Source organism: Pseudooceanicola marinus (genome assembly GCF_002786295.1).
Lineage (GTDB): Bacteria > Pseudomonadota > Alphaproteobacteria > Rhodobacterales > Rhodobacteraceae > Pseudooceanicola > Pseudooceanicola marinus.
In genome coordinates this window covers 278696-296536 of sequence record NZ_PGTC01000010.1, presented here as the reverse complement: position 1 = coordinate 296536, position 17841 = coordinate 278696, and the positions used below count along the sequence as shown (strand labels likewise).

The window sequence follows — 17841 nt, the reverse complement described above, 5'->3', positions numbered from 1 at the left end:
CTGGGTAGGTCTTGAATGTGTGGTCGGTTCAGGGCGCGGTCAGCACGCTGTCGAGCCAGCCGGGATCGAGCTGCGGCACCGAGGCCAGCAGCCCGCGGGTATAAGCCTGCGCCGGCGCCGCGAAGAGGCGATCCGTCTCGGCCTCCTCGACGATCCGGCCCTTCTGCATCACCACGGTTCGGTCGGCGAGGCGTTTCACCACGCTGAGGTCGTGGGTGATGAAGAGGTAGGTGATCCCCAGCTCGTCCTGCAGGCGGCGCAGCAGGCGCAGGATGTCCTCGGCCACCAGCGGATCGAGCGCCGATGTCACCTCGTCACAGATGATGAGGTCGGGCTTCGCGGCCAGCGCCCGCGCGATGCAGACCCGCTGCTTCTGCCCGCCCGACAGGGCGCCCGGCAGACGGTCGGCCATCTCTGCGGGCAGGCCGATCTGGTCCAGCAGGCGCAATACCTCGGCGCGGTTGGCGCCGCCCGTCAGCCCCTGGAAGCGGCTGAGTGGTCGGCCGATGGCCTCGGCCACGGTCTGTCGCGGGTTCAGCGCCACGTCGGGCAGCTGGTAGATCAGCTGGATCCGGCGCAGCAGGTCCTTGCCCCGCCTGCGGTAGCTGGGCGGCAGGGCGGCGCCATCGAAGGCCACCCGCCCACGCGACGGCGGCAGCAGTCCCGCCACGACCCGCGCCAGCGTCGATTTGCCCGAGCCGCTTTCGCCGACAATGGCGACGGTCTCACCCTGCTTCACCGACAGGTCGATCCCCGACAGCACCGGCGCCTTGCCGTAGGTGGCGTCCACCTCCTCGACACGCAGAAGCTCCTGCCCGGTCTTGTGGGCCGCGCCCGCCGGTGCCGACAGGCTGGCCTGCCGTTCGGAGACAAGACGCCGGGTGTAGTCCTCGCGCGGGGCGGTCAGGATCTGTTGCGTCGGACCGGTTTCCACCTCCTGCCCGTGGCGCAGCACCACGAGGCGGTCAGCCACCTGCGCGATCACGGCCAGGTCATGGGTGATGTAAAGCGCGGAGGTTTCGTACTTTCGGATCGTGTCGCGCAGCAGGCGCAGCACCTCGATCTGGGTGGTCACGTCCAGCGCCGTGGTCGGCTCGTCGAGCACGAGCACGTCCGGTTTGCAGGCCATGGCCAGCGCGACCATCGCGCGCTGCAGCTGGCCGCCCGAAACCTGGTGCGGGAAGCGCCGCCCGAAGGTTTCCGGCTCCGGCAGGCCGAGCGCGGTGAACAGCTCGACCATCCAGGCGCGGGCCTCGGCCTCGGTCATCAAGCCGTGGTAGAGCGGCGCCTCGATGATCTGCTTTTCAAGCCGGTGCGCCGGGTTGAAGGCGGCGGCGGCACTTTGCGCCACGTAGGCGATGCGCGCGCCGCGCACCGCTTCGCGCTCGCGCCGGGTGCAGCTGGCAAGATCCTTGCCCGCAAGCTGCACCTCGCCGCCGGTGATCCGGCAGCCGCCCCGGCCATAGCCCATGGCGGCCAGTCCGATGGTCGACTTGCCTGCACCGCTTTCGCCGATCAGGCCGAGGATCTCCCCCCGCTCCAGTTCGAGCGACACGCCGTGCAGCAGCTCGACGCCCGTGTCGGTGGACACCCGCAGATCGCGGATGCGGAGGATGTCGTCGCTCATCTGTTGTCTCCCTGCACGGTGGTGCGGCCGGACAGCATCCAGTCCACGGTCAGGTTCACGCCGATGGTCACCAGTGCGATCGCGGCGGCGGGGAACAGCGGAGCGTAGAGCCCATAGAGGATGCCCTGCTGATTGTCGCGCACCATGCCGCCCCAGTCGGCGAAGGGCGGCTGCACCCCCAGCCCAAGGAAGGACAGCCCCGCCACGAAGAGGAAGGTGAAGCAGAAGCGCATGCCGAACTCGGCCACCAGCGGCGGCATCACGTTTGGCAGGATCTCGCGCCGGATCATCCAGATCAGGCCTTCGCCGCGCAGGCGGGCCACCTCGGCATATTCCATCACGTTGATCCCCTGCGCCACGAGCCGCGCCAGGCGGAAGACCCGCGTGCTGTCGAGGCAGGCGATGGTCACGATCAGCACCGGCAGCGAGGAGCCGAGCGCCTGCAGCACCACCAGCGCCGAGATCAGCACAGGGATCGACATCACCGTGTCCACCAGCCGCGACAGGACCAGATCCATCCAGCCGCCACGGATGGCCGCCAGGATGCCCAGCGGCACGCCGATGGCGAAGGACAGGCAGACCGCCGCCAGCGAGATGCCGATGGAGGTCCGCGCGCCGTAGAGCAGGCGTGACAGCATGTCCCGTCCGTTCTGGTCAAAGCCCAGAGGGTGCCCGGGCTGCGGCACATCGAAGGGGACGCCGACGATTTCTTCCTGCCCGTAGGGGGCCAGCATCGGCCCGAAGAGGAACAGGAACAGGTTCAGGGCGATCAGCGCCATGCCGATCCAGCCGGTGAGCGGCACCGAGGCCGCCCGAGTGGTCAGGGCCGTCATCTCAGGCCTCCTTTCCGCGCGGGTGGCGCAGGCGGGGGTTCAGGGCGATGGCCGCTATGTCGGCGACCATGTTCAGGAACACGTAGACCCCGCCGAAGATCATCGCGGCCGCCTGCACCAGCGGCAGGTCGCGGCGCGATACGGCGTCGACCATGAAGCGGCCCAGCCCGTTGTAGTTGAACACGGCCTCCACCAGCACGACGCCGGTGATCAGGTAGGCGATGTTGAAGGACACCACGTTGACGATGGGCGCGGCGGCGTTCGGCGTGGCATGGCGCAATACGACGCGACCGTTGCGCAGGCCCTTTAGGAACGCGGTTTCCACATAGGGCTGATCCATCACGCCCAGCACCGTGGTCCGGGTCATGCGCAGGATCTGGGCCGTCGTCACCATGACCAGCACCAGCATCGGCAGCGTCGTGGCGCGGAACCAGGCCGCAAGCCCCATGCCGTCATAGGTGTCGGCAAGGCTCGGCAGCCAGCCGGTCTTGACCGACAGCCACAGCACCAGAAGCAGCCCGAGGAAGTATTCCGGCAGCGACACGAAGGCGAGCGCCGCCACGTTGCTGACCCGGTCGAAGATGCCGCCGCGCAGCGCTGCCGCCGTGATGCCCAGGCCCACGGCCAGCGGCACGGCGATCGCACCCGCGTAGGCGGCCAGCGCCATGGTGTTCCAGAACCGCGGCCACAGCAGGTCGGCCACCGGCTGCCCACTGGCCATGGACCGGCCCATGTCCCCCTGCACGAACCCGGTCAGCCATTCGGCGTAGCGTTGCAGCGCCGGCACGTCGAGGCCAAGCTCGGCACGCAGGCGGGCAAGGCTTTCGGGCGTGGCGCTTTGGCCGAGGATGGCACCGGCCACGTCCCCTGGCAGGATCTCGGTACCGGCAAAGACCAGCACCGAGACCAGCCAGAGCGTGAACACGCCCAGCACCGCTCGTTTTGCGATAAGGGTCAGCATTATGCGTCGAACCACACTTTCTCGGCCATGCGCGCGCCCATGAGGTTGAACATGGCATGAGGCTTGACGCCGCGCAGCTCGGTCGAGACCGCGTCGAGGTAGTCGCCGAACATCGGGATCATCGCGCCGCCGTCGTTGTGGATCAGCGCCTGGCACTCCCAGTAGATCTCGCGCCGCTTTTCCTCGTCCAGAAGCGCGCGGGCTTCCTTCAGCAAGCGGTCGAAACGCTCGTTCGCCCAGCGGGTGTCGTTGTAGGACGAGGTGGATTCATAGGCGATCGACAGCATCTGGTCCGCCGTGGGGCGACCGCCCCAGTAGGACATGCAGAAGGGCACCTGCATCCAGACATCGGACCAGTAGCCATCCGCCGGCTGGCGGTCGATGGTCACATCGATGCCCGCCCCCGTGGCTGCGGCGCGGAACACCGCCGCCGCATCCACTGCGCCCGAGAAGGCCGCGTCGGAGGCCGAAAGCGTCACGGCAAGCGGGTCCATCCCGGCCTTCTGGGCGTAGAACTGCGCCTGCTCGGGGTCATAGGTCCGCTGCGGCAGTTCCGAGTTGTGGAACCGGTCGGTCTGCGGGATCGGGTGATCGTTGCCCAGCTGGCCATACCCCGCCAGCGCGGTGTCCAACAGCTGCTGCCGGTCGACCGCGTGTTTGATCGCCAGGCGCGTGTTCACGTCGGTGAAGGGCGCCTTGGTGCAATCCATCAGGAAGGTGAAGTGCTGGCCACCGGCCGAGCGGACGATCTCGACACGCGGGTTGCGGCCCAGCAGGTTCACGGTCTTGAAGTCGACGGCGTTGATCGCCTGCACCTGGCCGGACATCAGCGCGTTGGTCCGCGCGGTCACGTCGTTGATGACCACCACCTCAACCGCGTCCACATTGGCGCAGCCGGGCTTCCAGTAGTCTTCGTTGCGGACGAAACGGCCGCGCACGCCCGGCTCGATCCGTTCGGGGATGAAGGGGCCGGTGCCGACCGGGTTCGACCAGTCGTCGAACCCCTCGGGCACCACCAGCAGGTGATAGTCGGACAGCACGTAGGGCAGATCGGCGTTGCCGCTCTCCAGGGTGATACGGATCTGGTGGTCGCCGGTCTTCTCGATCTCGGTGATCGGAGCCACGATGGACCGCGCCGCCGAGGAGCTGTCGCCGCGGTGCAGGTTGAGCGAGTAGATCACGTCATCGGCGGTCAGCGACTTGCCGTTGTGGAAGGTCACGCCCCGACGCACGTCAAAGGTCCAGACGGTGGCGCCGGGCTCGGCCTCCCAGCTTTCCAGCAGCTCGGGCTGAGCGATGTTGTCGCTGTCGATTTCGACCAGACCATTCATCACCATGTAGGCCTGGTTCACCGGCACCCAGTCGGCCAGCTTGCGCACATCGAAGTCGTCGGTGGTCGAACCGCCGCTGATGCCCAGCTTCAGCACCCCGCCCCGGCGCGGCGTTTCCTGGGCCCGCAAGGGCAGCCCGGACACGCCCAAAAGACCTGCGCCTGCCATCCCGGCCAGCAGGCCGCGGCGGTTGATACCAAGTTGGTCATGAGGCTTCGTCATGTCGTCTCCACTGTCTGTCTTGCATTGCTTCGGGCCAGCTGAGGAAAGACCCGGAAATTCGCCCGAAAACTCCCGATTGCACCCCCAATTTACAAATGACTTTTTGTCATACCCCTAAGAGAGACGCTCAAGACACCTACTTTTCCAAGGCTTTTGAGCGGCTTGCACCGGGCCGGCGCAATACCCCTTTCGGCGCGTTGCGCAGGGAAGAGGCAACTGGCGGGCCCGTCAGCCGCCGGACCATCGCCGATTACTCGCCTCCAGCCAGTCGGCCACCTGACGGGCCATGCGACGTTGGTGGCGGGTGGTCGGTCGCATCAGGTAGTACTGGCCACGGCCGCGAAAGCGGTGGGCATCGGCGGGCACCAGAGTGCCGTTTTCCAGATCGTCGACGATGAACAGGCTCCAGCCCATGGCGACGCCGACCCCCTGCCGGGCCGAGGCGATGGACAGGTGATAGTCCCCCAGCTTCCACCTCATTGCGCCCTCGGGCAGGCGCAGGCCGGCTGCGGCCAGCCAGTTGCCCCAGTCGGTCCATTCCTTGTGTGTCTCCTCCACCGTCAGCAGCAGCGGGGCTGCTTGCTCGGTCAACGGCACACCGCCCGGGGCCATGACGGGAAACATCTCTTCCGATGCGAGGGAAATCGCCTGGTGATCCGTCGGCCGCACCGGGCGGTAGTAGATCGCCAGATCATATTCGTCGTGGCGCAGCTGCTCGAAGAAGTCATTGACCACCAGCTTCAGCTCCAGCTCCGGAAAGGCTTCCCGCAGGTCGTGCAAGCGGGGCATCATCCACAGGTCGGCCACCGCCCGCGAACAGGCGATGGTCACCCGGTCCATTCCCTGGCGGGTGAACTGGTCAACCTCCAGCGATTGCAGCGCATCAAGGGCGCGCCCCACTTCCTTGGCGTATTCTTCGCCGATCGGGCTGAGGACCACGCCGGAGGGCTGCCGCTCGAAAAGGGCCGCGCCGACGTAATCCTCAAGCTGGGCAATCTGCCGGCTGATCCCGCTTTGGGTCAGGGCCAGCAACTGCGCCGCACGGGTGAAGCTGCCGCAGCGGGCAACGGTCTGGAAGGCAACGAGGCTGCGCAAGGGAGGAAGACGTCCGGTATCCATGTCGCGCTTATACAGCCGAGGGCGCTACGGTCTAACCGCAGATTGTCCGTGGACGGGCCCCTTGTCAGCCACGACCACCGAATACTGGCCGGCGCCATGCCCGGATCGTCGCGACGCAGGCCCGCGCGCAACCCAGCCCCGCCCTGATCCCTCATCGTCCCGGGGCTGCTGCATGCGACCTGCCAGACATGGCAAGGCCGCTTCGCGATCCTGTGCATCAGAATGGCAGCGCCAGTAAGTGCCGCCGTCAGTGCCGCCGGCTAGCGGCCATCCGTCCCTGTTCCTGCCCCGCCTGCAGCGCAGATCGCATCCTGTCGTTGCGCTTGCGCGTGATCTCGTTCTGCAGGACGCGGCTAACCTGGGCGAGCTTCTCGGCAGAGGTATAGAGCGCCCGGTCCCGGGCCGCCTCCTGCAGATCGGCCAGGACGTCGATCATCCACTGGTCGGCGCTGAGCTTCGAAAGAACGTACTCGGCCTCTCGCGGGTTTGCGCCGTGATAGCCCGCATGGGTTCGATCATAGGTCGTCGGCATGGCAGTTCTCCCTGACAGGCCGGGCCGGTTCACCACTGACGGTACCGCCCGGCGCCCCTGCCCCGACACGAAAAGGCCGGCGGCCCGGGGGCACACCGACCATCTTGCGCGCGGGACGCAAAGAAAGTGTTAAGACCGGCCGGCCTCCAGCACATCCTCGACGGTACGCAGCCCGGTCCGAGGCGCCTGCACCAGCACGGCCATGTTGCCCGGCTTGTGCTCGTTGCGCAGCATCTTGGTGTGTGCCTGTGGAATATCCGACCAGGGGAAGACCTCGGACATGCAGGGGTCGAGCCGCCGTTCCAGCATCAGCCGGTTGGCCGAGGCCGCCTGTTTCAGGTTGGCGAAATGCGAGCCCTGCAGACGCTTCTGGTGCATCCACATGTAGCGGACGTCAAAGGTGCAGTTAAAGCCGGAGGTGCCGGCACAGATGACGACCATGCCACCCTTCTTCACCACCAGGGTAGAGACCGGGAAGGTCGCCTCGCCGGGGTGTTCGAAGACCATGTCGACGTTCACGCCCTTGCCGGTGATGTCCCAGATCGCTTTGCCGAACTTGCGCGCCTCCTTGGTCCACTCGACGTATTCGGCCGTGTTCACCGTGGGCAGCTGGCCCCAGCAGTTGAATTCCTTGCGGTTGATGACCCCCTTGGCGCCTTGATCCAGCACGAACTGGCGCTTGCTTTCGTCCGAGATCACACCGATGGCATTGGCGCCCGCCGTATTGGCCAGCTGGATCGCGTAGGAGCCGAGGCCACCGGAGGCGCCCCAGACCAGCACGTTCTGCCCGGGCTTGAGCTCATGCGGGTGATGGCCGAAGAGCATCCGGTAGGCGGTAGCCAGCGTCAGCGTGTAGCAGGCGCTTTCCTCCCAGGTCAGGTGCTTGGGTCGCGGCATCAACTGCTGCGCCTGAACGCGGGTGAACTGCGCGAAGGAGCCGTCGTGCGTCTCGTACCCCCAGATCCGCTGGGTGGGGGAGAACATCGGATCGCCGCCGTTGCATTCCTCGTCGTCGCCGTCGTCCTGGTTGCAGTGGATGACCACCTCGTCGCCGACCTTCCAGGTCTTCACCTTGTCACCCACGGCCCAGACGATGCCCGAGGCATCGGAACCGGCGATATGATAGGGCTGCTTGTGCCCGTCGAAGGGGGAGATCGGCTGGCCGAGGCCGGCCCAGACGCCGTTGTAGTTCACCCCCGCGGCCATCACCAGGACCAGCACCTCGTGGCTGTCGATCTGCCAGGTATCCACGACCTCCTGCTGGAAGCTCTGCTCGGGCTCGCCATGACGGTCGCGCCGGATCGCCCAAGCGTACATTTTCTTCGGCACATAGCCGAGGGGCGGCAGTTCGCCGATCTCGTAGAGGTCCTTCTCCGGCGCGTCGTAGGGTGCGATGCCGGTTTCGTTGTCCAAAGCCATCACGGGGCCTCCTCCATACCTTTTGCCGCAATGCAGAATCGCGGGGTGTAAGGGAGGGATACATTTCGTCGCGCAACTTTGCAATGCCTGACGCTGCGTTTGGGTAATTTTGTGTCTCATACGATTATTGCGCCCGGAACACTCTGCCAGGCCAATGCCCTTTCACGACTGGTCCCGGGCCCTGGTCCACTCGGCGCAGATGGAAACGGCTCTGGTGCACCACGCAAGGGACACCCGCCCGCTGCAGGGCCGCGTGACTGACGCGCGACGCGCGAGAGACGCTGCGTCGCGGCGAATTGACATGGCCACATTATTTCGAATATCTGTCGCATGAAGTAATTTAATTGCTTGCAAAATTCCGCCCCACCCGGGCGGCGCGCAGAGGGGGAGGCCCAGATGACCGACCAGACCCAGACCCAACCGGCCAAGGACCGGCCCTGGCTGTTCCGCACCTATTCGGGGCACTCCACGGCCCAGGCGTCCAACGCGCTCTACCGGTCGAACCTGAAGAAGGGGCAGACGGGGCTTTCGGTGGCCTTCGACCTGCCGACGCAAACGGGCTACGACAGCGACCACGTGCTGGCGCGCGGCGAGGTGGGCAAGGTCGGCGTGCCGATCTGCCACCTGGGCGACATGCGCACGCTCTTCGACCAGATCCCCCTGGCCGAGATGAACACCTCGATGACGATCAACGCCACGGCGCCCTGGCTCCTGTCGCTGTACATCGCCGTGGCAGAAGAACAGGGGGCGGATCGCAGCGTCCTGCAAGGCACGGTCCAGAACGACCTGATCAAGGAATACCTCAGCCGGGGCACCTATATCTGCCCGCCGGAACCGTCGCTGCGGATGATCGCGGATGTGGCGGAATATTGTTACCAAGAGGTTCCCAAGTGGAACCCGATGAACGTCTGTTCCTACCACCTGCAAGAGGCCGGCGCGACGCCGCAGCAGGAACTGGCCTATGCCCTGGCCACCGGCATCGCCGTGCTGGACGCCCTGCGCCCGCGCGTGCCCGAGGAGGATTTCCCCCGTGTGGTCGGGCGCATCAGCTTCTTCGTCAACGCCGGCATCCGCTTCGTCACCGAGATGTGCAAGATGCGCGCCTTCGTCGATCTGTGGGACGAGATCTGTCGCGACCGCTACGGGGTGGAGGATGCCAAGTTTCGCCGTTTCCGCTACGGGGTGCAGGTGAACTCGCTCGGCCTGACGGAACAGCAGCCTGAAAACAACGTCTACCGCATCCTGATCGAGATGCTGGCGGTGACCCTCAGCAAGAAGGCCCGCGCCCGCGCCGTGCAATTGCCCGCCTGGAACGAGGCGCTCGGCTTGCCGCGCCCCTGGGATCAGCAGTGGTCCCTTCGTATGCAGCAGATCCTGGCCTATGAGACCGATTTGCTGGAATATGGCGACCTGTTCGACGGCAACCCGGCGATTGATGCCAAGGTCGCGGCGCTGAAAGAGGGCGCGCGGGAGGAGCTGAAGGTCCTCGACGGCATGGGCGGGGCCATCGGCTCGATCGACTACATGAAATCCCGCCTGGTGGAGAGCAACGCCGACCGCGTCGGCCGGATCGAGCGCGAGGAAACCGTGGTCGTGGGCGTCAACCGCTGGACCGAGGCAGAACCCTCGCCCCTGGTGGGCGAGGACGGCGGCATCATGACCGTGGACCCGGCCGTGGAGGCCGACCAAGTGGATCGCCTCGACCAATGGCGGGCGGCGCGCGACGAGGGCGCGGTTCGGGCAGCCCTCGATGGGCTGCGCGAAGCGGCCCGCGCGGGCGACAACATCATGCCCGCCTCGATCATCGCCGCCAAGGCCGGTGTGACCACAGGCGAATGGGCCGAGGCGATGCGCCAGGTGCATGGCCAGTACCGCGGCCCCACGGGCGTCGCCGCGGGCGTGTCGAACCGGGCCCAGGGGCTGGAAGAGCTGCGCGGCGCGGTCGATGCCGTCTCAGCCCGACTGGGGCGCCGCCTGACCTTCATGATCGGCAAGCCCGGCCTCGACGGCCACTCCAACGGCGCCGAACAGATCGCCTGCCGCGCCCGCGACTGCGGCATGGCCATCCACTATGAGGGCATCCGCCTGACGCCGGAGGAAATCGTCGCCCGCGCCGGCGAGGAAGAGGTGCATGTTTTGGGCCTGTCGATCCTATCGGGCAGCCACATGCCCCTGGTGGAAGAGGTGCTGCGGCGCATGCGGGACGAGGGCCTCGGCCATGTGCCCCTGATCCTCGGCGGCATCATCCCCGAGGCCGACGCGGCACGGCTGCGCGAGATGGGGGTGGCGCGGATCTACACGCCGAAGGATTTCGCCCTGAACACCATCATGCAGGACGTGGTGACCCTGGCGACTCCGGACGAGGCCGCCGCCTGATCCCTTTTCCCGCCCAGCCGCGCGTGTCAGGCTGGGCGGGAGAGGAGTCCATATGTCCGACAACACGTCCCCAGATGTCGCCCACCACCTGCGCATTACCGGCCGCGTTCAGGGTGTCAGCTATCGCGCCTGGACGCAGGACCGCGCCCGCAGCCTCGGCCTGTCCGGTTGGGTGCAGAACGAGGCCGACGGCAGTGTCACAGCCCTGGTCCAGGGCCCGGAAGAGGCCGTTGCCGCCCTGATCCGGGCCGCGCAGGATGGGCCGACAGCCGCCCGGGTCAGCGCCGTGAACAGCACGGAGGCCGCGCCGGACGATACGCTGATCGGCTTCGGGATCCGCCGCTGAGCTGACATCTCCGGCATCTGCAGCCCCGGGCCGGCGAGCCGCCGCCCATGCGCCCCACCCACGCGGGCGTGAGTGGAACCCGCGCGCAAGACTCGCATTTTACCCCCATGACCGGTCGGTATTCTCCCCTGCCCGCCCGCCTGTCCTCTCCCTGGCGCATCGCTGTCAGCGGGATGCTGATCTTCGTCCTGTTGTCCCGTCCCATCCCCACGGCCCAGGCCAACCCCGCCACCAGCCTGCTGCGCCCCGGGGCCGTGTCCTATGCCGCCTCCGGCTCCTACGGGCTGGCCGCCCGCGACAACTGGGCCGAGCTGAGCTTCGGCCTCTTCACCCCTTCCGTGGTGACCGACCGGCGCGGACGCTTCGACGCGCTGCGGTTTTCCCTGACCGGCAACCGGCAGGACCAGACCCTGCGCTTTTCCTGGGGCCGGGCCTGGCGCAGCGTTCTGCCGGGCGGCCAGGTCTGGGGCATCAATTCCTACCTCGACCTGGGCGCCCCGCCCGGGCGCAACCGGCTGATGGGCCAGGCCAGCCTCGGTGTGGAGTATGAACAGGCCACGAGCTGGGCCCTGCAGGGCTCGCGCCTGCGTTTCGGCTCCAACCTCTACCTGCCCTTCGCGGACTATGCCTCCCGCCAGACCCTCTCGGGGACGAACGTGCCCCGCGCGGGCCTCGACGGCTACCTCGACTGGACGCGCAGCCTCGGTACCGGGCTGGAACTGGGCGGCCGCCTCAGCCTCTTCCACTACGCCGCGACCTCGGAACGCGATGCGCGCGGCATCGGCACCCTGTCGCTGAAGGGCCGCATGACGCGCTACCTGCCGCCGGGCAGCGCACTGGAGGCGAGACTCGGCGCGCGCTACACCCCGGGCGAGGCCGCCGTGCCGCGCCTGTCGATGACCTACACCCGGGCGATCCCTCACCCCGGCGCCTCAGCCTCAGCGCCGATCGGGGCGCTGCGCCCGGCCTCCGACTGCCGCATCCGCCCCGAAGCCCAGGGGATCGAGCGGCTGGATTGCGGGCCGACCAGCTATGACCCGCTGACCCCTTACGAGGTCTACGGCCCCGGCGGGCGCCGGCCCCCGGTCACCGTGACCGTGCCGACCCCCGAACGGAACCTGGGCTACGGCACACTTTTCGTGCCCTGACGCCTCCTCCAGGGCCCGCACCCACCTTGCCCTCGCCCCACCTTGCCCTCGCCGGCGCAGTGCTTAGTCTGGCGCCGACGCGCGCGCCCCTCGCCGGCGCCAGGAACAAGGACACGCCATGACCGTACATATCGGGGCCCAACCGGGCCAGATCGCCGAAACCGTGCTGATGCCCGGGGACCCCTATAGGGCCCGCTGGGCCGCCGAAACCTTCCTGGAGGGCGCCGAACTGGTGAACGAGGTGCGCGGCATGCTGGGCTTCACCGGCACCTGGCGCGGCCACCGGGTGACGATCCACGGATCCGGCATGGGCATGCCGTCCCTGTCGATCTACGCCAACGAGCTGATCCGCGATTTCGGCGCGAAGACCCTGATCCGCATCGGCTCCTGCGGCGGCATGCAGGAGAAGGTGAAGATCCGCGACGTGATCCTGGCGATGACCGCCTCGACCATGTCCACCCCGTCGTCGGGCGTCTTCAGGGAACTGAACTATGCCCCCTGCGCCGATTACGACCTGCTGCGCGCCGCCCATGACGCCGCGCTGGCGAAGGGCGTGGGCGTGCACGCCGGCGGCATCTATTCCTCGGACGTCTTCTACGACGAACGCCCCGACCTGAACGAGCAGATGACCCGCCATGGCATCCTGGGCGTCGAGATGGAAGCGGCCGAGCTTTATACCCTCGCGGCGCGCTACGGCGCCCGCGCCCTGGCGGTCCTGACCGTCTCCGACCACCTCATCACCCACGAGGCCCTGCCCGCCGAAGACCGCGAACGCAGCTTCGGCGACATGGTCGAAATCGCCCTGGAGGCCGCATTCTCATGACGTTCAAACAGGTTGAACTGGGCCGCACCGGCATCATGGTGCCGCAACTGGCCTTCGGCGCCATGTCCTTCGGCGGCATGTTCGGGCCGACCGACGAGGAAACCTCCCACGCCTGTCTCGACGCCGCGGTCGAGGCCGGGATCACCTTCTGGGACACGGCCAACATCTACGGCATGGGGGTCAGCGAGACAGTGCTGGGCCGCTACCTGGCGGACCGCAAACCCGACGGCATCCGCATCGCCACCAAGGCCTCGATCATCCCGGGACCGAACCGGCGGATCGACAACAGCTACGACTACCTGAGGGCCGAGCTGGAACAGTCGCTGGACCGCCTCGGCCTGGACAGCGTCGATCTGTTCTATGCCCACCGTCACAACCAGGAGACCCCGATCGAGAACGTGGCCGAGACCATGGGCCGCCTGATCGACGAGGGGCTGATCCGCAGCTACGGGCTGTCGGAGATCGCGCCCTACACCCTGCGCCGCGCCCATGCGGTGCTGCCGGTGGCGGCGGTGCAAAATGAATATTCCCTCTGGACCCGCCTGCCGGAACTGGGGCTGATCCAGACCTGCGCGGAGCTGGGCACCAGCTTCGTCGCCTTCTCGCCCGTGGCACGGGGCATGTTCGGCGAAGCCTCCGTGCGGCGCGAAGACATGCGCGAGGGCGACTTCCGCCTGAGCAACCCGCGCTTCACCGAGCCGAACTTCTCCCAGAACCTCGGCAAGGTGGCAGAGTTCCGCGCCTGGTGCCGTGCCCGGGGCTGGACCGTGGCCGGCACGGCGCTGGCCTGGGTCATGGCGCAGGGCGATCACGTGATCCCGATCCCCGGCACCCGCACCGCTGCGCACCTGCGCGAATGGCTGGACGCCGACCGGATCGAACTGGGACCGCAGGAGATGGCCGAGATCGCCGAGATCCTGCCCGTCGGCTGGGCCTGGGGCGACCGCTACGGCGATCACCAGACGGTCTCCATCGAACGCTACTGCTGAACGCGCGGGCCCCGGGGTTGCCCCGGGGCCGGCCAAAGCGGACGCTCACATGCCGTGGCTGCCGTCATATCCAGACCGCGCCGGGCTTTCCCATCCCTGCAACGCGCCCTCGGCCGGCGCCAGGATGTCGATCTCCAGCGGATAGCAGCGCGCCGCGTCCGAGCTGTGCTCGGCCGAACAATCGCCGCCCGGGCAGGCCGACAGCGCCCCCAGCAGGTCGATCTCGCTGAAGAAGGTCAGCTGGTCGCCGGGCCGCACCGGGCTGGCCTTCATGAAATACTGCCCGGTGTCGCGGGTGAACCCGGTGCACATGAAGACGTTCAGCACGTCATGCACATGCGGCTCGGCCTCCGCCGTCGTCATGCCCAGGTGCTGCGCCAGCGCCCGGGTCAGGTTGGAATGGCAGCAATGATGATACTGCCCGCCGGACAGCAGGTTGTGCGTGTAGGGATCGCAGCGGGTGCCGATCACGTCATGGACGGAGCTGCCGTAGGCGTCGATCCCGTACCAGTCCAGGCTGTCCTCCACGATGGTCGCCATGGGGCGGAAGCCGGGGAAGGACGACCACAGACGCTCGCCGGTGGTCACATGAGTGCCGTGCAACGCCCGGGTCTTGCCGGAATAGAAGCGCTCCGAGATGTCATTGGCGTTCCACAGGTTCAGATCCCCGACCTGCGGCCCCTCGACCGACCGGATGCGGAAGAAATGCCCCGCCGGCACGGTGAAACTCGCCGCCTCGCGCGGAGCGGCCACATGGGTTTCGGTGACCTCCGCCCCGTCCAGGGCGGCACGATAGAGCGCCAGATCCGGGCGCGGCAAGGTGGCGGTGGGATAGCAGATCACCGGCGGAATGGCGCGGCGGTCTTCGGCGTCGGCAGGCTGGGTCATGGGTCTCTCCTTTGGCGCCAAGGAACCGCAGCCGCGCGCCGAGGGCAAGAGGCGCGACGGATCCGACAGGCGCCGCACCCCGCCCCCCAAACGGAAAGAGGGCCGCCGATGGCGACCCCCTCCCCTGGAGATGACATTTGGCAGGGATCAGTCCTGCAGGACAACCACGTCCAGCGGCGGGAAGCCGTTGAAGCCGATGGAGGCATAGGTCGAGGTATAGGCGCCGCAGTTGCGGATGATGAACCGGTCGCCCGAGCGCAGACCCAGCGGCAGATCGACCGGGCGCTTTTCGTACAGCACGTCAGCCGAGTCGCAGGACGGGCCCGCCAGGATGCAGGGGCCGTGGCCCTCGTGGTCGCGGTCGGTCAGGAACTGGTAGCGGATTGCCTCATCCATGGTTTCGGCCAGGCCGGAGAACTTGCCGATGTCCAGGTAGACCCAGCGGTGCAGGTCGTTTTCCGACTTGCGCGACACCAGCAGCACCTCGGCGGCGATGGCGCCGGCCTCGGCCACCAGGCCGCGGCCCGGCTCTGCCATCACGTGGGGGACGTCGCCGAAACGTTCGGTCACCAGTTCCATCACGCGCGCCGCATAGGCGGTCGGGCCCTGGATCTCTTCGCCGTAATAGGCCGGGAAACCGCCGCCGATGTTCAGCAGGGTCAGCTCATGGCCGGCGGCGATGGCCGCATTCCAGACGGAGGCCACCTGGTCGAGCGTGGTGATCCACATCTCGGCGCGCTTGGTCTGAGACCCGACGTGGAAGGACAGGCCGACGGGCTTCAGGCCCAGCTCGACGGCATAGTCCATCAGGGCAACAGCGCCTTCGCGGGCGATGCCGAACTTGCGCGACAGCGGCCAGTCGGCTTCCGACGCATCGACGATCAGGCGGATGTAGACCTCGGAGCCAGGCGCATGCTCGGCGATCTTCTCCAGCTCTTCGGGCGCATCGGCGGCGAAGAGGGTGACACCGGCGTGGTAGGCAAACGCGATGTCGCGCGGCTTCTTCACGGTGTTGCCGAAGGAGATGTGGTCGGGATGGGCGCCCAGGCTCAGGCACAGCTCGATCTCGGCGCGCGATGCGGCGTCGAAGCCGGAACCGAGGTTCACCAGGCGCTCGATGATCTCGCGCTGCGGGTTGGCCTTCACGGCATAGTGGATGCGGGCGCGACCCAGGCCTTCGGCCAGGGCACGGTACTGGCTGTCCACGCGCTCGATGTCCAGCACCAGCGTGGGGCGCTCGAAATCGTTCTGGCGGATGAAGGCTTCAACACGGTTTTGAGTGCGCACGGAGGCGCGGGCCGAGAAATCGGCAACGAAAGCGTTCATGGTCATCTCCAATAGACCCGGCCATATATGACCGCTCAGTTCCAAGGGAGACGTTACCGTCGCTACATAACCCTAGAGGTTTCGCCTAGGAGACCAGGGTCGATGACCCGTCACCCAGAGGCTGCCCTTTCGACAGAGGCGCGTGCGTTGGCGTCTTGGCCGGGCATATCGGGCCAATCGAAGATTCGATCAAGAGGTATTTTTAGCCGCGATCCGAAAAATTTTCGGCGTCGCGAACCCTTCGCAACCCCCTGTAAATTTGAGCAAATTTGCAAGAGTCTGACGAGGCCCGATTTTTCGCCGCATGAGGCCGATCAGGGCTCTTTCAGAGCGCAGATCCGGGGGGGCTTGCCATCGGCGGTGAACCGCTCGGCGCCGCAAAGGGGACAGATGTAGAAGCTCTGACCGTCGCGATCGCGGGACCGATCCATGCGCCAGCGGCAGGATTTCGTCGGCGACGGACCCCAGATCCACATGTAGATCAGGAAGATCGCGAAACCGATGGGGATGAGAAGAACCATGGGGGGAGATCTGAACCCGCGGCCCGGAAAAGACAAGCGCGCGGCCCCGAGGGAGACGCCGCGCGCTGTCACATCACCGCGATACCCGAAGGCTCAGGCGGCGGCGGTGTAGGGCTCGTAGTCCTTCGCCTCGGCGGGGGTCGAGACGACCAGGCGCGGGGCGGGGGTGAAGTATTCGTAGGCCACGTTCAGGGCATCCAGCGCGGCCTGGGCGCGGATCAGCTCTTCGCGGGTGGGAGCGGTGGTCGTCATCGGAGTGCCTCTTGATCTGCTTCGGCTCTCCTCCCTGGGGGTCTTATGACACAGATCCGGCACGGACAGGTCTGGCAAACGGGAAGAGGCGCTATGCTGCGGGTGCAAAGGTGACGTCGCGGCGCAGCATCAGCGCGGGAAGATCGCCTTCATCCGGTTGGAGAAATGCCCCCAGCTGAAGGCCGCCCGATTGCCCGCCAGCCCGTGGTAGTGGGACCGCCCCGACGAATTCGGCAGCGCCGCCCAGACGCGGGCCAGGTTGTTCATGAACCCCGTGCGAGTCAGCTGCCCCTTCAGGAAGCGGTCGTAGCCCGCGAATTGCAGCAGGGCATCCGCCATCCGATCCTGCAGCGCCGCGTCGAACCGGGCGTGCCCGGGCAGATCCAGCTGCTTCTGCAGCCCGCGCAGGGTCTGTGGCACGATCTGATAGCGGCCGATGGCGTGCTGCTGCCCCGGGGTGGCGCGGATCCAGGCGTGGATCTCGTCCAGCGTCATCTGCGTGGGCGGCTTCGGCGGTTTGATCCGGGCCTGGAACTGCACGGAATCGTAGCCCTTCGAGGGATCCGCCTCCACCGAGGCGATCAGGTGCAACAGCTGCGCCGTGGCCGTTCCCGGGCGCTGCGGCAGCGGTCGCAGCGGCGACAACCGTGCACGATCCGGCACGGGGGCGAAAAGCGACGAGGCCTCACGGTCCCGGAAGAGGCTGGGCACCGGGGCGGCGGGCACGGCCTTCGGCGCTGCCGCAAGGGCCCCTGCCCCCGGGGCGGCGGGGGTCGCCCCGGGCCGGGACAGCATCGGACGGGCGGCGGCCACCAGCAGCGGCCGCGCCTCTTCGGCTTCGGGCATGAGGGAATAGGCCCGAGCCTGTGGCCCTGGTAATGTCATGGCAAGGCAAAGGATCAGGGGCAGGCGCCACCGGGTCATCAGCTTCTCCGCATCCGTCAAATCGTGGCGGACACTGGCATCCGGCGGGTTAAGACCGGGTGTCGCGGCCCCGGATTATCGCCAGAAGGCCGCAATCGGCGTTCCATCACGGTGGTGCGCCCCCGGACAACCTTGCCTTGGGCGACCCAACGTCAAAGCCAATTGTTTCGGCATTCAAAGGAGTTTTCGCACGTTTGCGGTCCC

General features: G+C 67.3%; 17 protein-coding genes. 5 read left to right on the top strand and 12 right to left on the bottom strand.

What is annotated here, in order from left to right:
• Positions 1–28: 28 nt before the first annotated feature.
• The 7 genes from CVM50_RS05615 to ccrA form a co-directional block, all read right to left on the bottom strand.
• A complete protein-coding gene (locus CVM50_RS05615) occupies positions 29–1627 on the bottom strand; it encodes an ABC transporter ATP-binding protein (protein ID WP_085887596.1) in 1599 nt (532 codons plus the stop codon).
• Complete coding sequence (locus CVM50_RS05610; protein ID WP_085887597.1) at positions 1624–2460, bottom strand: ABC transporter permease; 837 nt, start codon at positions 2458–2460, stop codon at positions 1624–1626. The genes CVM50_RS05615 and CVM50_RS05610 overlap by 4 nt, the downstream gene beginning before the upstream one ends.
• 1 nt (position 2461) lies before the next feature.
• On the bottom strand, positions 2462–3421 hold the full coding sequence (locus CVM50_RS05605; RefSeq protein WP_085887598.1) for an ABC transporter permease: 960 nt from the start codon (positions 3419–3421) through the stop codon (positions 2462–2464).
• Positions 3421–4974, bottom strand: a complete 1554-nt coding sequence (locus CVM50_RS05600) for an ABC transporter substrate-binding protein (RefSeq protein ID WP_085887599.1) — start codon at positions 4972–4974, stop codon at positions 3421–3423. Before CVM50_RS05600 ends, CVM50_RS05605 begins: the two co-directional genes overlap by 1 nt.
• A gap of 228 nt (positions 4975–5202) precedes the next feature.
• A complete protein-coding gene (locus tag CVM50_RS05595) occupies positions 5203–6069 on the bottom strand; it encodes a LysR family transcriptional regulator (RefSeq protein WP_232618167.1) in 867 nt (288 codons plus the stop codon).
• Positions 6070–6340: 271 nt separating this feature from the next.
• A complete protein-coding gene (locus CVM50_RS05590) occupies positions 6341–6625 on the bottom strand; it encodes a hypothetical protein (protein ID WP_085887601.1) in 285 nt (94 codons plus the stop codon).
• A gap of 129 nt (positions 6626–6754) precedes the next feature.
• Positions 6755–8044, bottom strand: coding sequence for a crotonyl-CoA carboxylase/reductase (gene ccrA, locus CVM50_RS05585; RefSeq protein WP_085887602.1), 1290 nt, complete (start codon positions 8042–8044; stop codon positions 6755–6757).
• A 348-nt stretch (positions 8045–8392) separates the two neighbouring features.
• Here ccrA and CVM50_RS05580 point away from each other — a divergent pair, with 348 nt between their 5' ends.
• The 5 genes from CVM50_RS05580 to CVM50_RS05560 all read left to right on the top strand — a co-directional run bounded on the left by CVM50_RS05580 (position 8393) and on the right by CVM50_RS05560 (position 13726).
• Complete coding sequence (locus CVM50_RS05580; RefSeq protein ID WP_408634047.1) at positions 8393–10420, top strand: methylmalonyl-CoA mutase family protein; 2028 nt, start codon at positions 8393–8395, stop codon at positions 10418–10420.
• Between the two features lie 52 nt (positions 10421–10472).
• Positions 10473–10766 (top strand): acylphosphatase, encoded by a 294-nt coding sequence (locus CVM50_RS05575; RefSeq protein WP_085887604.1) that lies wholly within the window; start codon positions 10473–10475, stop codon positions 10764–10766.
• A gap of 107 nt (positions 10767–10873) precedes the next feature.
• Positions 10874–11914, top strand: coding sequence for a hypothetical protein (locus tag CVM50_RS05570; protein ID WP_085887605.1), 1041 nt, complete (start codon positions 10874–10876; stop codon positions 11912–11914).
• A gap of 118 nt (positions 11915–12032) precedes the next feature.
• The gene (gene deoD, locus CVM50_RS05565; protein WP_085887606.1) at positions 12033–12737 is read left to right on the top strand and encodes a purine-nucleoside phosphorylase; all 705 of its coding nucleotides are present in this window, start codon (positions 12033–12035) and stop codon (positions 12735–12737) included.
• Positions 12734–13726: an aldo/keto reductase gene (locus CVM50_RS05560; protein WP_085887607.1), complete on the top strand. Its 993-nt coding sequence runs from the start codon at positions 12734–12736 to the stop codon at positions 13724–13726. The genes deoD and CVM50_RS05560 overlap by 4 nt, the downstream gene beginning before the upstream one ends.
• A 45-nt stretch (positions 13727–13771) precedes the next feature.
• Here the strand turns inward: CVM50_RS05560 and CVM50_RS05555 are convergent, their stop codons facing one another.
• From CVM50_RS05555 to CVM50_RS05540, 5 genes are all read right to left on the bottom strand, one after another.
• A complete protein-coding gene (locus CVM50_RS05555) occupies positions 13772–14614 on the bottom strand; it encodes an urea carboxylase-associated family protein (protein ID WP_198431859.1) in 843 nt (280 codons plus the stop codon).
• 147 nt (positions 14615–14761) lie between these two features.
• Positions 14762–15940, bottom strand: a complete 1179-nt coding sequence (locus CVM50_RS05550) for a type III PLP-dependent enzyme (RefSeq protein WP_100148448.1) — start codon at positions 15938–15940, stop codon at positions 14762–14764.
• Between the two features lie 314 nt (positions 15941–16254).
• On the bottom strand, positions 16255–16461 hold the full coding sequence (locus CVM50_RS05545; protein ID WP_085887609.1) for a hypothetical protein: 207 nt from the start codon (positions 16459–16461) through the stop codon (positions 16255–16257).
• A 93-nt stretch (positions 16462–16554) separates the two neighbouring features.
• Positions 16555–16713: a hypothetical protein gene (locus tag CVM50_RS21280; protein WP_157792131.1), complete on the bottom strand. Its 159-nt coding sequence runs from the start codon at positions 16711–16713 to the stop codon at positions 16555–16557.
• A gap of 129 nt (positions 16714–16842) precedes the next feature.
• Complete coding sequence (locus CVM50_RS05540) at positions 16843–17637, bottom strand: lysozyme family protein (RefSeq protein WP_085887948.1); 795 nt, start codon at positions 17635–17637, stop codon at positions 16843–16845.
• Between the last annotated feature and the right edge of the window lie 204 nt (positions 17638–17841).

Excerpts from the sequence above, each read along its gene's own strand:
- CVM50_RS05545 (WP_085887609.1), bottom strand. The coding sequence starts at position 16,461 with ATGGTTCTTCTCATCCCCATCGGTTTCGCGATCTTCCTGATCTACATG.
- CVM50_RS05550 (WP_100148448.1), bottom strand. The coding sequence starts at position 15,940 with ATGAACGCTTTCGTTGCCGATTTCTCGGCCCGCGCCTCCGTGCGCACT.
- CVM50_RS21280 (WP_157792131.1), bottom strand. The coding sequence starts at position 16,713 with ATGACGACCACCGCTCCCACCCGCGAAGAGCTGATCCGCGCCCAGGCC.
- CVM50_RS05555 (WP_198431859.1), bottom strand. The coding sequence starts at position 14,614 with ATGACCCAGCCTGCCGACGCCGAAGACCGCCGCGCCATTCCGCCGGTG.
- CVM50_RS05575 (WP_085887604.1), top strand. The coding sequence starts at position 10,473 with ATGTCCGACAACACGTCCCCAGATGTCGCCCACCACCTGCGCATTACC.
- ccrA (WP_085887602.1), bottom strand. The coding sequence starts at position 8,044 with ATGGCTTTGGACAACGAAACCGGCATCGCACCCTACGACGCGCCGGAG.
- CVM50_RS05610 (WP_085887597.1), bottom strand. The coding sequence starts at position 2,460 with ATGACGGCCCTGACCACTCGGGCGGCCTCGGTGCCGCTCACCGGCTGG.
- CVM50_RS05600 (WP_085887599.1), bottom strand. The coding sequence starts at position 4,974 with ATGACGAAGCCTCATGACCAACTTGGTATCAACCGCCGCGGCCTGCTG.
- CVM50_RS05605 (WP_085887598.1), bottom strand. The coding sequence starts at position 3,421 with ATGCTGACCCTTATCGCAAAACGAGCGGTGCTGGGCGTGTTCACGCTC.
- CVM50_RS05590 (WP_085887601.1), bottom strand. The coding sequence starts at position 6,625 with ATGCCGACGACCTATGATCGAACCCATGCGGGCTATCACGGCGCAAAC.
- CVM50_RS05540 (WP_085887948.1), bottom strand. The coding sequence starts at position 17,637 with ATGACCCGGTGGCGCCTGCCCCTGATCCTTTGCCTTGCCATGACATTA.
- CVM50_RS05570 (WP_085887605.1), top strand. The coding sequence starts at position 10,874 with ATGACCGGTCGGTATTCTCCCCTGCCCGCCCGCCTGTCCTCTCCCTGG.
- CVM50_RS05560 (WP_085887607.1), top strand. The coding sequence starts at position 12,734 with ATGACGTTCAAACAGGTTGAACTGGGCCGCACCGGCATCATGGTGCCG.
- deoD (WP_085887606.1), top strand. The coding sequence starts at position 12,033 with ATGACCGTACATATCGGGGCCCAACCGGGCCAGATCGCCGAAACCGTG.
- CVM50_RS05615 (WP_085887596.1), bottom strand. The coding sequence starts at position 1,627 with ATGAGCGACGACATCCTCCGCATCCGCGATCTGCGGGTGTCCACCGAC.